The 14,717-nt window shown below is 36.3% G+C and carries 15 protein-coding genes and 1 pseudogene; 6 read left to right on the top strand and 10 right to left on the bottom strand.

The window, feature by feature from the left end:
* Window positions 1–187: 187 nt before the first annotated feature.
* From SOM16_RS03895 to trpS, 10 genes are all read right to left on the bottom strand, one after another.
* On the bottom strand, window positions 188–3,049 hold the full coding sequence (locus SOM16_RS03895; RefSeq protein WP_320462686.1) for a S9 family peptidase: 2,862 nt from the start codon (window positions 3,047–3,049) through the stop codon (window positions 188–190).
* Between the two features lie 193 nt (window positions 3,050–3,242).
* A complete protein-coding gene (yidC, locus tag SOM16_RS03890; RefSeq protein WP_320462685.1) occupies window positions 3,243–5,039 on the bottom strand; it encodes a membrane protein insertase YidC in 1,797 nt (598 codons plus the stop codon).
* A gap of 19 nt (window positions 5,040–5,058) precedes the next feature.
* Window positions 5,059–6,675 (bottom strand): CTP synthase, encoded by a 1,617-nt coding sequence (locus tag SOM16_RS03885; RefSeq protein WP_320462684.1) that lies wholly within the window; start codon window positions 6,673–6,675, stop codon window positions 5,059–5,061.
* 243 nt (window positions 6,676–6,918) lie between these two features.
* Entirely contained in the window at window positions 6,919–7,392 is a 474-nt protein-coding gene (locus SOM16_RS03880; RefSeq protein WP_320462683.1) for an HAD domain-containing protein, read from the bottom strand.
* Window positions 7,393–7,408: 16 nt separating this feature from the next.
* Entirely contained in the window at window positions 7,409–7,792 is a 384-nt protein-coding gene (locus SOM16_RS03875; protein ID WP_320462682.1) for a hypothetical protein, read from the bottom strand.
* A gap of 137 nt (window positions 7,793–7,929) precedes the next feature.
* Window positions 7,930–8,472: a hypothetical protein gene (locus SOM16_RS03870; RefSeq protein ID WP_320462681.1), complete on the bottom strand. Its 543-nt coding sequence runs from the start codon at window positions 8,470–8,472 to the stop codon at window positions 7,930–7,932.
* Window positions 8,473–8,539: 67 nt separating this feature from the next.
* Window positions 8,540–9,328, bottom strand: coding sequence for a 3-deoxy-manno-octulosonate cytidylyltransferase (gene kdsB, locus SOM16_RS03865; protein ID WP_320462680.1), 789 nt, complete (start codon window positions 9,326–9,328; stop codon window positions 8,540–8,542).
* A gap of 3 nt (window positions 9,329–9,331) precedes the next feature.
* Window positions 9,332–9,529 carry a DUF5808 domain-containing protein gene (locus SOM16_RS03860; RefSeq protein ID WP_320462679.1) on the bottom strand — a complete coding sequence of 66 codons (198 nt, stop codon included), beginning with the start codon at window positions 9,527–9,529 and terminating at the stop codon, window positions 9,332–9,334.
* Between the two features lie 42 nt (window positions 9,530–9,571).
* Window positions 9,572–10,186, bottom strand: a complete 615-nt coding sequence (locus SOM16_RS03855) for a deoxynucleoside kinase (RefSeq protein WP_320462678.1) — start codon at window positions 10,184–10,186, stop codon at window positions 9,572–9,574.
* Between the two features lie 74 nt (window positions 10,187–10,260).
* Window positions 10,261–11,259 carry a tryptophan--tRNA ligase gene (trpS, locus tag SOM16_RS03850; RefSeq protein ID WP_320462677.1) on the bottom strand — a complete coding sequence of 333 codons (999 nt, stop codon included), beginning with the start codon at window positions 11,257–11,259 and terminating at the stop codon, window positions 10,261–10,263.
* 316 nt (window positions 11,260–11,575) lie between these two features.
* On the opposite strand from trpS, the gene SOM16_RS03845 reads away from it, so the two are divergent.
* The 6 genes and pseudogenes from SOM16_RS03845 to SOM16_RS03820 all read left to right on the top strand — a co-directional run.
* Window positions 11,576–12,304: a lysophospholipid acyltransferase family protein gene (locus SOM16_RS03845; RefSeq protein ID WP_320462676.1), complete on the top strand. Its 729-nt coding sequence runs from the start codon at window positions 11,576–11,578 to the stop codon at window positions 12,302–12,304.
* A complete protein-coding gene (gene gatC / locus SOM16_RS03840; protein ID WP_320462675.1) occupies window positions 12,301–12,591 on the top strand; it encodes an Asp-tRNA(Asn)/Glu-tRNA(Gln) amidotransferase subunit GatC in 291 nt (96 codons plus the stop codon). The genes SOM16_RS03845 and gatC overlap by 4 nt, the downstream gene beginning before the upstream one ends.
* Before the next feature lie 113 nt (window positions 12,592–12,704).
* The gene (locus SOM16_RS03835) at window positions 12,705–13,463 is read left to right on the top strand and encodes an ABC transporter ATP-binding protein (protein ID WP_320462674.1); all 759 of its coding nucleotides are present in this window, start codon (window positions 12,705–12,707) and stop codon (window positions 13,461–13,463) included.
* Window positions 13,464–13,539: 76 nt separating this feature from the next.
* The gene (locus tag SOM16_RS03830; RefSeq protein ID WP_320462673.1) at window positions 13,540–14,088 is read left to right on the top strand and encodes a cob(I)yrinic acid a,c-diamide adenosyltransferase; all 549 of its coding nucleotides are present in this window, start codon (window positions 13,540–13,542) and stop codon (window positions 14,086–14,088) included.
* Between the two features lie 85 nt (window positions 14,089–14,173).
* Window positions 14,174–14,395: a DUF2795 domain-containing protein gene (locus SOM16_RS03825; RefSeq protein ID WP_010603503.1), complete on the top strand. Its 222-nt coding sequence runs from the start codon at window positions 14,174–14,176 to the stop codon at window positions 14,393–14,395.
* Window positions 14,396–14,493: 98 nt separating this feature from the next.
* Window positions 14,494–14,717: pseudogene (locus SOM16_RS03820) on the top strand (hypothetical protein); the annotation flags it as partial.

Raw genomic sequence — 14,717 nt, 5'->3', positions numbered from 1 at the left:
GCGAAAGATCATAGTTTTTAGTCTGGGTGAGTAGCCTAATGGTTAAAAAAATGGTTACCCATATATATGTCTAAGAATGATTTAACATGAATCATCAATCAAAAATAAAAAGTCCATGGCTGCTAGTTTACCTACTATTCACCATGGACTTTGGACTTCAGACTTTAGACTCTAAACTTCAGACTACCTAAGGTTTATCGTCTGTCAATTCAAAGCCCCAGGTTTTACCTTTTTCAGTAGCAGGGATTCCGCTCGTCATCCATGCAGGTGCTTTTGCTCCTTTGAGGTAGTAGTCGAAAAACTGTTGCTCGCGGATTTGAATATCCTTTCTGTTTTGACGTTGAACCAGGTTATGTGCTTCGCCATTGTAATTTAACATCCAAACAGGTTTACCTAAACGACGTAAGCCTGTAAACATCTCTATACCCTGGTACCAAGGCACGGCACCGTCAGCATCATTTGCCATTACTACAACAGGTGTATTCACCTTTGGAAACATAAATAATGGTGAATTTTCTACGTATAACTCTGGTTTCTCCCAAAGGGTTGCACCAATTCTACTTTGTGTTTTTTCGTACTGAAACTGGCGGTTCATTCCGCTTTCCCAACGGATACCACCGTAAGCTGAAGTCATGTTAACCACAGGTGCTCCAGCCCAGGCTGCTGCATACATATCGTTTTGAGTAATTAGATAAGCAACCTGATAACCTCCCCAACTTTGCCCTTGAATACCGATTTTCTTCGCATCAACCCAACTGTTTTTCTTCAAATTTTCAACGCCAGAATTGATGTATTCAACTGCTGACTGGCCTGGATGTCCGTTCTCGTAACTGATATCTGGTGCAAAAACAAGGTAGCCATTGCTTACAAAAAAGGAAATATTTAAACGTGAAGGGGTAGGAGCTGGTGCCTGGTAATTGTATAATCCGTCTGATAATTTTTCATAAAAATAAGCAATCATTGGATATTTCTTATTCGGATCAAAATTTTCTGGTTTATATAAAATACCCTCTGCCTGATAACCTTTTGGTGTAGTCCACTTCACCAATTCAGCCGTTCCCCAGTTATAATTCTGTTGTTGAGGATTAGTATTGGTTAATTTGGTTTCAGTTTTAAAATCTGTAGTAACATATACGTTTGGCGATTCAACGTAACTTGCTTTGTCGTAAATATAAACATCAGCATCTTTAGCTTTAGCCAGATTAGAATATTTGTTTTTAGACATTATCACCAATTCAGGTGCTTTAACTGCTCCAATATTGGTGCGGTAAAAACCATTTTCTTTAGTGATGTTATTAAAGCCATTTAACCAAACCAGTTCATTTGATTTAACAAATTTGTTATCAACAAATCTATTAGAGCTATTATTATCCTGCTCAACTCTTTCGTAACGGAAAGTAATTTTATTTGCTCTTCCAAAACCAGCAGTAATGTTTTTTGGCTCAGATTTTCCATCTGGTGAGAATGACCACAAGTCGTATCTATCGTTTAAGATCACAGCTTTATCATCTGCGGTCCAGGTTGCAATTCCATAAGCTGAAGGCAAATCCGGAACATCGTTATCTTCTTCCACGAATTTCACATTTAAACGCTCGGTAAGTGCAGTAGCTTTTGAAGTAGCTACATTGTAAGTATACCAGTTACCGCTTTTACGGTCGAAATACAAGATATAATTTCCACCAGGCGAAGCCATAGCATAACCATTCAATTCAGAAATAATCTTTTTACGCTGCCCCGTTTTAGTATCAACAAGGTAATAGTCTTTGGAAGTAGAGCCGCTCCACTGTGATTCGATTCTATGTCCATAATCAGTTGTTGCTAACACTGTATTGGCATTTCCTTCTGCAATTAGATTCGCATCTGGTAAAGTTAAATCGGTTAAAGGAATTACTTTAGGATCACTGCTGTATACATCAATCACAGATAAGTAGCTTTTTTTACTATCGCGGTCTGCATTTTTAAGTTGCATAGGTTGAAGGTAATCGTCTTTATAATTCCAGACATCAACTTTAGCAACCTCAAAATCTACAATGGTTGTATCTTTTGGTGCTTTAACAGGAGAGATGCCGAAAAACAATTTCTTGCCATCTTTACTAAACGTTACCTTTCCATCGCCATTAACTGACCATTTTGCTGGTAATCCAGGCATATCAAAATCTACAATGATTTGTGCCGTATCCAAAGAGAGTGAGTTATAATAAACGTTGTAATTTTTTATCTCCTGTTTCTCCGGACTTTGCTCACCAACGAAAGCGAGGTGTTCACTTTCCTCATCGAAGGTAAAATTTTTAAAACTTCCCTTACCTTTAATTAAGGTCTTTAAGGTACCCTTTTCGGTATTCAATAGAAATACACCTTGAGGAGCCATCTTATCTTTTTTCGAGCCGCTACAGCTAAATGCCAGCTGCTTGCCATCTTTACTAAAGGCGTAGTCTGTTACAAATTTAAAGGTTCGATCAGTTCCGGTGAGCAGGTTTTTAACCACCAAGTCAGTTCCTTCTTCAATTTTGCTTTTGCCTGCTGGTTCGTCTGCTAAAAAAGCGGCGTCGGTATCTTTTTTTTCTGCCGGAGTGATTACTTTTTTTGCTGTATCCGGTTTATCCGAAAGATAAGCCATTACGCCAGCACCTTCTTCAGGGAATTTAAAAGATTTTACCCTGGCGATCCTGGTTACGGTATTAGTGGTTAAGTTCATAATACCTAACGAATCTTTAGGCATTTCCTCAGGCTTTTTCTTTTTTATTTTAGCCTGGCGAAGATCCTTATTAAAAGGACGGATGCTAAAAGCCGCAAACTTAGAATCGTTGCTAAACTGTGCATTCATTCCTCTCGGAATATTTTTTTTGGAATTGGTTTTCAGGTTGCTGATGTAGAGCTGTGCATCGCCTTCCTGCTGAAGAACACCATACATTGCCCAATTCCCATTATTTGATAATTGCTTTGCTCCAACAGATTCCCAGGTATCATAAACAGTATGATCTAAGGGTTTCTTTTGCGCATAAGCAAAGCTGACAACGAAAAACAGAATAATTGTTAGTCTTTTTTGCATTTCTTGAAATAAATTAATTAGTTGTTTGTGATTTAAGATTCTAAAATTGGAAATTTTTAGCTGATTAGGAAACATGTATGCCAAATATTACAATTAATCGGTTAAGAAATGCCAAATAGGAGTAAGATACAAAAAGAAAGCCCTGATTGTTTTTACAATCAAGGCTTTCAATGAAAATATTATCTGGCTAAAATTACTTTTTAGCTTGTTGTTGCTGACGCATATAATCGTCTAAACGTTGTTGAAATTTAGACTTTTTCTTTTTCTCATCTGCAGGTCTCGCTTTATTTTGTTGAATCAGCGCATGAATCTTATCATCATCAACCATTTTACGAATTAAGATCTGCTGACCGAAAGTCATTAAGTTGGCTAAGAAATAGTAGTAATTCAAACCTGCCGGATAGCTATTTAAAACACCTAGAAAGATGACCGGCATTACATAACCGATATATTTCATTTGCCCGGTAGCACCTGAAGTCTGGTTATTAAAATAAGTCATGATTAAAGTAGAGATCGTCATCAATACACACATTAAACTTAAGTGATCACCAATAAAGGGAACTTTAAAACTAAATTTGATAAATTCATCATAAGTTGATAAATCTTTCATCCAAAGGAAACTTTCGCCACGCAATTCGAATAAATTAGGGAAAAAGAAGAAGAACGCCATTACCAACGGTAATTGTAAAACCATTGGCAAACACCCACCAAGTGGATTAACGCCAGCTTTTTTATAGAGCTTCAGGTATTCCTGTTGAACAAGTGTAGCATTCTCTTCACCAACTTTAGCTTTAATCTCATCCATCTCAGGCTTTAAAACCCGCATTTTCGCCATCGATAAGTATGACTTGTAAGTAAGTGGTGATAAAGCAACTTTTAATAAAATGGTTAGTACCAGGATGATTAAACCGAAGTTCCAGCCGAAGTTATTAAGGAAGTTAAATACAGGCAATACAATAAAACGGTTGATGTATTTTAAAGGCCAGTAACCCAAATCTACTTGCTTTTCTAAATCATAACCTTGTGCTTTTAAAGCAGAGAATTTATTCGTTCCAAAATAAAACTCCATTTCGTAAGCCTGGTTTGCAGTATGTGCATATGGTAATTGCATATTTGCATCGTAGAACTTAACAAGACCTGGTTCCGTTGGAATTTTTACTTCTAAACTTCCTTTTTCGAAAGGTTGTTTAGCAATTAATGAAGCAGAGAAAAAGTGTTGTTTAAAAGAAAACCATTGAATTTTACCTTTAGCTAATTCCTCTTTCTCATCTTTCGATACGCTTAAATGATCCACATCACCATCTACATACTTATAATAAGGTGCAGAATAGCGGTGTTCACTTTCAATCGATTTTTCTTGTTGCAGTAAAGTCGTTTGCCAGTTCAAGCCAATCGTATTACCAGCAATTACCTGCTGCAAGCCAATCAGGTTAATTTTGAAATCTACCTTATTGCTTAATCCTTTTAAATTATAAATATACTCAACATAAGCATTTGAGCCATAATTTGCACGCATGCTAACGGTATTTGCTGTTTTAGTTGAAGTAAAGAATAAATCATTAGTATTTATTGTTTTTCCGGCAGCATTCAGGTTTAAACCAAATTTATTCTGATTGCCAGCAAATAAAATAAGCGGTTTTCCAGCATAAGTTTTTTGACCTTTGATCTGAACTGATGAAATTCTGCCACCTTTATTACTTAAAGTGATTAACAGATTTTCATTTTCTAAAACCGTATTTGATTCTGTTCCGGCTAAAGCAGTACCGAACGGGCCTTTTAACGCAAGAGAATCTACCACTGGGTTAACGATAGCTGCAGACTTTGTAGCCGTGTCTTTTACAGCAGGCACAACACCGGCTTTTTTCAAAGAATCTAAGCGTTCAATTTCTTTGGTTTTTTTTATTTCAGCCTCAGTTGGCCGTAAAAAGTAGAATGATCCTGCCAAAATGATCATAATCAGGAATAATCCTGTGAAGGTATTTCTATCCATTATTCTATTAGTACTTCTTTTAATTGGTTTTCTTTTTCGCAAACTCCATCGCAGCGGCGACAAATTTAACAAAAAGTGGGTGAGGATTAGCAACTGTTGATTTTAATTCAGGGTGAAATTGTCCACCAATGAAAAAAGGATGGCTTTTTAACTCTACAATTTCAACTAAATTTGTTTGTGGATTAATTCCTGATGCAATCATACCTGCCTCTTCGTATTGCTTTAAATATTCGTTGTTAAACTCATAACGGTGACGGTGGCGTTCATTAATGTGTGTTTTTCCATAGATACCGAAGGCTTTGGAACCTTTTTTAATGTCGCAAGGATACGAGCCCAAACGCATGGTACCACCCATGTTTACAATGCTTTTTTGCTCTTCCATCATATTAATTACCGGATGTGCAGTTTCAGTATCAATTTCGGTAGTATGCGCATTTTTCAGACCAAGAACATTGCGACCATACTCAATTACAGCACATTGCATACCCAGGCAGATGCCAAAAAAGGGAACATTATTTTCGCGAACATATTTAATGGTATCTATTTTACCTTCAATGCCGCGACTTCCAAAGCCCGGTGCCACAAGTACACCTTGCAGGTGACCCAGTTTTTCTTGCACATTATCAGGAAAAATACTTTCAGAAGGAATATATTCTACCCGAACTTTACATTCATTTTTCGAACCAGCGTGGACGAAAGATTCAATAATTGATTTGTATGCATCAGGTAACTCTACGTATTTACCAACTAAACCAATTTTCACTTCAGCTGTTGGATTTTTTAAACGACCAAGGAAATCCTTCCAGCTTTCCATATCCGGATCGTTTTTGGTTGGTAATTTTAATTTAGCTAAAACTGTTTTATCCAATTGTTCTTTTAACATCAACAAGGGCACATCATAAATAGTAGATGCATCCATCGATTCGACTACCGCATTGATATTAACGTTACAAAATAAAGCTATTTTTTTTCTAATTTCAGGGCTAATGTGGTGCTCGGTACGGCAAACCAATATATCTGGTTGTATTCCGTATTCTAATAGCGCCTTAACCGAGTGCTGCGTAGGTTTGGTTTTTAATTCACCAGCAGCTGCCAAATAAGGCACCAAGGTTAAATGAATTACGATGGCATTGGTACTTCCTTCTTCCCACTTGAACTGACGAACAGCCTCAATAAAGGGAAGCGATTCGATATCTCCAACAGTGCCACCAAGTTCAGTAATCACGATATCGTATTCTCCGCTATCACCTAAAATGCGCATGTTACGCTTAATTTCATCAGTGATATGGGGCACTACCTGTACAGTTTTGCCTAAGTATTCGCCTTTACGTTCTTTACTGATTACATTTTGATAAATACGACCTGTGGTAATGTTATTTGCCTGAGAAGTAGGAACGTTTAAAAAGCGTTCGTAATGACCAAGATCCAAATCGGTTTCTGCACCATCTTCTGTTACAAAGCATTCGCCATGTTCGTATGGATTTAAAGTTCCGGGATCAATATTAATGTACGGATCGAATTTTTGAATGGTTACACGGTAGCCACGTGCCTGTAAAAGTTTAGCTAGAGATGCGGAAATGATGCCCTTACCCAAGGATGAAGTAACACCGCCCGTAACAAAAATATACTTAGTCATGTTTGTGATTTTTTACAGCAGATATAAAAAATTGCTGCTTTTTGTACGGGATACAAAGGTACGAAAATTACTTGTTTCAAAGATTTAAAAATGAAGATAAATTAAATATGATAAAGCAATGTGATTCAGAAAATTAAGCGGTATTTTGATTTAACTTTAAAAAATTATGCCATTTCAAAAAGTATAAAGCTTAAACATAGGCATATGTTTAAGCTTTATCATAATAAATATTGTGTAAAGTCGCTAGGCGTATTCGTATTGTTTTTCTTCGATTAAGGCCAGCATTTCATCCGCCAAATAGTTAGTAAACCCAACCGAAGCACTTGTTTGAATTAACCTCGATTTTAAAAATTCAGGGAGCGAGTTAAGTGATTTATCATCATCTAAAATAATAAGATTATTTACAGATGTATGCTGTTTAAACCAGTTTAAAATTTCTGTCTTACGATCCGAATGGTTCACGTTATCAGGAAGGCGACTGATTTTTGTGAGATGGATATTTCTTGCTTTAAAAATATCGAGCCACTCATTTAACGTAAATTTAAACTTATGCGATGTGGTAAGCACAACCTCTACTTCCATATTGGTGAGCACCTTATTTAAAGCCATTACGGCGTTAGTATTGAACTCGGTAAACCCATCCGCTAAAATCTCTGGCCTTCTCCAGGAATTAGCAGCAATCATTACTCCGTCTATATCTAATAACAATAAAAGCATAAACAAATTTATAAATTTATTTCGTGATTTCAATAATTTTATTAATAGGTATATTATTAAAATCCGCATCAAGTCTATTAAGTACTTTGATTCTACTTTTTGTATCCCATTCTTCCTCAACAAATTCCACTCTGGTCCATTCGTATTCTAATGTAGCCAACGTTCGATAAGATGGTACGCTACCAAGCTTAACACCTGCTAAAAGTGAACTGATGTAGCGATGGTGGCCATCAATAATTAAACATTCACATATTTTAATGTCATCGAATTTAATATCATTGACCATTTTTTTATAAATCCTATTAATGATCGGTATTGACAGTTTCGCATGAGATGAAAGTAAGCTCGCGCTTCCATCCTTTATAATATTTACAATAATTTCATGAGTAATCTGCTCCATAGTAATGAATTTGAATAACAATTACAGTGGAATGTGATCAATAGGAGGGAAGAATAGTAGACCAAGATATAAAATATTGGCCTAAATCAAAAGATAATTGATCAGCAGATATCGATTACGCTATCAACAGTATTTCATTAACAACAATTATAATAGATCTTAACTTTTTGCGCTTTATCACTCCAGGCAATGTATAGGTTATTTTCTTTACCTAAGCGATATTTAAAGCCATTCAGGCCTGATTTTTTAAGTTCCTCGTAAAATGCCTTATCCGGCACATAGCTATCTGGCTTATCAGAAGGTATTACTGCTGGCTCCAGGAAATTATCTTCTAAAAAGAAATTGTTGGCAATGGTTTTAAGAAATGCAATTTGATCTTTTTCTTTTGATAAATCTACATTTGGATCTGTGCTCCTTAATAAATCAGTACCCTTGAGTTTAATCTTATAAATTTCCTTACCATCAGCTTTTTTGATGTTAAAGATAAGCATGATGTCTTCGGGCTTTCTACCCGTTAATTCAATCTTGAAGGTGTCCTGAGCGTTTAAATCGGAAAATGACCTGACTACTGATTGATTAACGTTTTTAAATTCTGCCAGTGCTTTGTTTTCCTTGTCATTTGATCGACAACCAATAAATATAACGAGACATGTGGCGGCAAAAAGCGAAAATTTTTTCATGCCTGAATTTACGAATTTTTTTTAATAGCTTTAAGTTCTTACTTTTCCGCAGTTGAACGTTATCAGTTTAATCCAGTTTTAAAGCCTCCAGAAGCTTATTTAACTTTAATAAATCCTCCGGGGTATCAATGGCAACCGTTTCTAAATCAGTTACTTTTGTCTGAATATAAAAACCATTTTCAATCCAGCGTAGTTGCTCCAGGCTCTCTGCAATTTCTAATGAGGATTGTGGTAATTTTGTAATGGCCTTTAACGATTCTTTGCGATAGCCATAGATCCCAATGTGCTTATAAAACTGATGTTTTTCTGCCCATACACCTGGCTCACCTCCTCTAATAAATGGGATTGGACTGCGGCTAAAATACATCGCCCTTCCATTGAGATCAATCACCACTTTCGGGCTATTGGGGTTATAAATACTTTCTTGACTTTGGATAGGTTTAATCAGGGTAGCCAATTCCACCTTCTCCTCAGTAAAACAACTTGTTAGTAAGTCTATTTGTGCAGGTTCGATGAAGGGTTCGTCGCCCTGAATATTCACTACGATATCAAATTCCGGCAATTGCTCTATCACCTCTGCACATCTATCTGTACCACTCTGGTGATGTGCTGCAGTAAACACAAACTCACCTCCAAATTTTATAACCTCGTCAGCAATTCGCTGATCATCAGTAGCAATTACAACTTTAGCTAAACTTTCTGCTTTTAAAGCCTGCTCGTAAACCCGCTGGATCATACTTTTTCCGGCAATATCAACCAGCGGTTTACCCGGAAAACGGGTAGAAGCGTATCTCGCCGGAATAATTCCTATGATTTTTAAATCTATTGTTGGAGATACTAAATTAACATCCTTCATGTGTTAGGCCTGGTAGACTTTATAAAAAATGAAAGCAAATATTATTGCTATAATGAAATAGGAAGCCGTATGTGCAAAATTTAAGGTCCAGCCCAGAAACCTTACCCTTTTGGGTACGAAGACTCGTTTATCTTTAACGTTGAAATAAAATAAACCTAGCTTCCAGTGTAGCGGATCACGATCGTCAACTTTTGTTTGCATAAAGATTTTAATTGGCACACTTCAACATTCCCAACACTTATATTAAAACAACCCGTTAATTTCGGCTTCGATAGATTGAATCACTGCACCCAGGTCTTCAGGATTGTTGGTGAAATCTAGTTTATCCTTATCTAAAATAAGCAATTTTCCCAAATCATAATCTTTAATCCACGCTTCATATTTTTCATTTAGCTTGGATAAATAATCGATTCGGATGCCAGCTTCGTACTCGCGACCACGACGTTGGATATTATTAACCAATGTAGGTACAGAAGCACGCAAGTAAACCAATAAATCAGGGGGCTTAATGAATGATGTGATATTATCGAAAATTGCACGATAATTATCATGGTCACGCGTAGTCATCAGCGCCATATCATGTAGATTTTCAGCAAAAATATGCGCATCCTCATAAATGGTTCTATCTTGAATAACATTGCGTTTATTTACTTCAATATCAGTAATCTGCTGAAAGCGACTGTTTAAGAAATAAATTTGAAGATTAAAACTCCAGCGTTTCATATCGCCATAAAAATCTTCCAGATAAGGGTTGTTATCCACAGTTTCATACAAAGCTTCCCACCCGTAATTTTTTGCCAGTAAACCTGTTAAAGTTGTCTTGCCTGCGCCTATATTTCCTACAATTGCTATGTGCATCTTTTATTATGTTTGCGGTGAGCGTATTGCGATAAGCGTTACTCCGCTAACCGCCTGCTGCCCATCGATATCAATTAAAAACTTTTAAACCCAATTAATTTGCGAACCTCTCTAATGGTTTGCTGTGCGCTTTCGCGTGCCTTTAATGCCCCGTGTTTTGCTACTTGCCTTAAGTAAAGATCATCCTTCGAAAGTTCTTCGATGCGTTCTCTAATCGGTGAATTAAAAACAATCATGTCTTCTGCAAGCTGTTTTTTCATGTCTCCGTAACGGATTTGCATTTTATTATACAAGCCGTCGAAATGAGCAACCGTATCTACACTAGATACAATTTTCATTAAATCAAAGAGATTTTGAATAGCTTCCGGTTTTTCCTGATTTTCTTCCGTCGGGCCACTATCGCTAACTGCTCTGGAAACTTTTTTACGGATGATTTCGGGACTATCGGATAAATAAATGCAGTTTCCATCTCCATCTGATTTGCTCATTTTGCCTTTTCCTTCTAAACCTGGAACTTTTACCAGATTTTCGGAATAATTAAAAGCAAAAGATTCTGGAAAGAAATCAGCATTATACATTCTATTAAAACGGTTCCCGAAATTACGTGTCATTTCCAGGTGTTGCTCCTGATCTTTTCCAACCGGAACTTTGGTGGCCCGGTGAATAAGAATATCAGCAGCCATTAAAGTAGGGTAGGTTAATAAACCTGCGTTTACATTATCCGGATTAGATCTTATTTTTTCTTTGAAAGAAGCACTGCGTTCGAGTTCACCTAGATAAGCATTCATATTCAGGTATAGGTAGAGTTCAGAAACTTCAGGTACATCGCTTTGTACGTAAATGGTTGTTTCTTCAGGATTAATACCGCAAGCTAAGTACTCTACCAGAACATGGCGAACGTAGCCATGTAAATCGCCAGGTGTTGGATGTGTGGTTAACGAATGAAGGTCTGCGATAAAAAAATAGCAGTTATAATCATACTGCATCTTTACAAAGTTGGTTACTGCACCAAAATAATTCCCTAAATGTAGCTTTCCTGTTGGCCGAATGCCACTCACCACTGTTTCTTTCATAATGGCACGAAATTAAAAATAAAAAACAAGCAATGTATAACATCGTGTTAATTTTATATCAATAGTGTTCACTTTGTTTTAAACCCCGGATAAATCTGCAAAATCTTTTAAATCCGTAGAAGATTAGATACAGTAAATCAAAAAATGAATGGTTATGAAATCAAATAATTCAGCAGTCTGGTATAGAGAATTGATCCAACAATGTATGCACCTGGTTTATTGGCTAAACAAAATGAAGTTATTAAATCCCAATAACGATAGAAATAATCGACATCAAAATTGAATTTGTCGTGCTATTTTATATTTTTGAGCTAATATGATTAAACTCTTAAGGCAGTTTCACCGGTTATGGTATCTTTTCTGGATCGTTTTCTTTTTTGCCTTATTTTATCCGCTTTATTATATTACTTCCCGGAATGAAAAATATTACGGTATATTAAATGTCTGCAGAAAGTTAAACAGTTTTTTATGCAGTTGTTTTTCAGGTGTATTTTTTTCGTTCAAATATGAAGAACAGCTGGATCACCATCAAACCTATATCTATTGTGCCAACCATAGTTCTAACCTTGATATCATGATTTTCTGCATTATGGGGCATGGAAAGTATCATTTCATGGGAAAAGATGAATTATTAAATAATCCGGTTCTGGGTATATTTTTCAAAACAATTGATATTTCTGTGAATCGAGACAGCAAGATATCTGCATTCAGGGCATTTAAGAAAGCTGGTGAAAATTTAGAGAAGGGGATGAGTCTCATTATCTTTCCGGAGGGGAAAATAGATGTTCATTATCCACCAAAATTAGGAGAATTCAAGAATGGTCCTTTCCGGTTAGCCATTGATAAAAACATTCCGCTGGTTCCGGTGAGTATTACCAATATTTGGAAAATTAACTGGGATGATGGAACTCAATATGGAAGTAAGCCGGGAATTTGCGATATTTACGTCCACAAGCCTATTAAAACAATAGATTTGATTGCTGATGATGCTGACTCTTTAAAAGAGCAGGTTTTTAAATTAATAGATAGTAAGTTAGTAAAATGAATTTAGACGCGAAAACGATATATAAAATAGCAGACTTAGCTAGAATTCATATAGATGAAAAAGAGGTTGATACCTTGATTCCGGAAATGAATAAAATTTTATCCTTCATGGAAAAGTTAAACGAGTTGGATACATCTAATGTAAAACCATTGGTTTATATGAATGAAGCCACTAATATCTGGCGTGAAGATGTTGTAAAACAAGAGATTTCTACAAAGGAAGGCTTAAAAAATTCCGCGAAACATAATGATCAATTTTTTATGGTGCCTAAAATCATTGAAAAATAATCTCAAAAGGATTAGAGAATACGTTGCATGTAGATTGATCACTTTTGGAAAGGCATCTTTTTTCTAATAGGTGTAACATCTTACCTGCCAAGCTTGTCTAAAAAAGAAAAATCATGGAGAAACCACTCATCAATATAAAAGAAATCGGGCGTAAATATGTCATTGGATCCGAAGTTATTCATGCCCTGAAATCGGTTTCTTTAGATATAAACAAGGGAGAATTCGTTGCATTAATGGGGCCTTCAGGCTCTGGAAAATCAACATTAATGAATATTCTGGGCTGTTTGGATACTCCCTCCAGTGGAACCTACATTTTAAATGGAACGAATGTAAGTCACATGACTGATGATGCATTGGCCGAGGTTCGTAACCAGGAAATCGGTTTCGTTTTTCAGACTTTTAATTTACTTCCAAGGTCTACTGCATTAGATAATGTGGCGCTACCCTTAATTTATGCCGGTAGTAGTAAGAAAGACCGACAAGCGAGAGCCGCTAAAGCATTGGAAAATGTTAATCTGGGTAATCGTATGGATCATAAACCAAATGAATTATCAGGTGGTCAGCGCCAACGTGTAGCGGTGGCAAGAGCATTAATTAATAATCCATCAATTATTCTTGCTGATGAACCAACCGGTAACCTTGATACCAAAACATCCATTGAAATTATGGGTTTACTGGAAGAAATTCATAGTAAAGGAAATACTATTATCCTGGTTACGCACGAAGAAGATATTGCACAGCATGCGCACAGAATTGTAAGAATGCGCGACGGATTGATTGAAAACGATTATATAAATACGGAAATTAAAAATGTTTCACCACGTTTGCAGGCGCTTAAAGATAGTGGCAGCGACTGGGAAAAGATTAATTAAAGGTTTTAAGTGGTGAGTTATAAGTTTTACGTTCAAACTTAGAACTTAAAACTTAAAAACATATCACTTCTTTAAAATGAAAATCTACACTAAAACTGGCGATAAGGGCCAAACATCATTAATTGGTGGAACCCGTGTGCCAAAATTCCATTTACGAATTGAAACCTATGGCACAGTAGATGAATTGAATTCGTACATTGGTTTAATCATGTGTCAGGATATAGATGAACAATATAAACAGTTGTTAAAGGAAATCCAGGACCGATTATTTACCATTGGTGCATCATTGGCCGCTGATCCGGAAAAATCAACAATGAAAATTCCTGATTTGCATGATTCAGATATTGCCTTATTAGAAAATGAGATGGATGCCATGAATGAATTGCTTCCTGCTTTAAAGCATTTTATTCTTCCGGGAGGAAATACTGTCGTTTCTTACTGTCATATTGCCAGATGTGTTTGCAGGAGAGCAGAGCGTTTAATAGTTGAGCTTGCAGAAAATAGCTTTGTAGATGAGCGGGTAACCATATACTTAAATCGTTTAAGCGACTATCTTTTCGTTTTGGCACGAAAACTGAACATGGATTTTGCGGCGGAAGAAAACATTTGGATTCCCCGTGTTTAAAAGTTGAAAAATAAGTTTGTTTTGCTCAAAAATTTTAATATACTTTGCGCATTATTAAGAACAAGCATTTAATTGAATTGAAGATATGTATTGGACATTAGAATTAGCATCGCACTTGGAAGACGCACCTTGGCCTGCAACTAAAGATGAATTAATTGATTACGGTATCCGCTCTGGTGCTCCTGTTGAGGTTATCGAAAATTTACAGGCATTAGAAGATGATGGCGAGCCTTATGAAACCATTGAAGAAATCTGGCCTGATTATCCAACTAAAGAAGATTTCTTCTTTAATGAGGATGAATACTAAAGGGTTAAAAGATATAAACCGCCCAGCCTAAAAGCTGAGCGGTTTTTTTATATCTAAAAATGTCTAGTCCTGAAATAGCGATACAAAAATAAATCGTTATGACAATTATTATAAATTCTGGTTACCAAAAGCGTACCCAAAAGGACTATTCCTTATCCCTTAAACATCAGATTGTTTTCGAGATTGAACAGGGTGAACTCTCCACAACAGGTGCTTTAAAGAAATATGGCATCCAGTCTCGTTCCACCATAGTGGGCTGGTTGAGAAAATATGGTAAATTTGATTGGGAGAATCAAACCCCATCTCATATGCCTAAGACACC

This window comes from Pedobacter sp. CFBP9032 (assembly GCF_034045265.1).
Taxonomy (GTDB): Bacteria; Bacteroidota; Bacteroidia; order Sphingobacteriales; family Sphingobacteriaceae; genus Pedobacter.
This window is presented reverse-complemented; position numbering and strand designations above follow the sequence as displayed.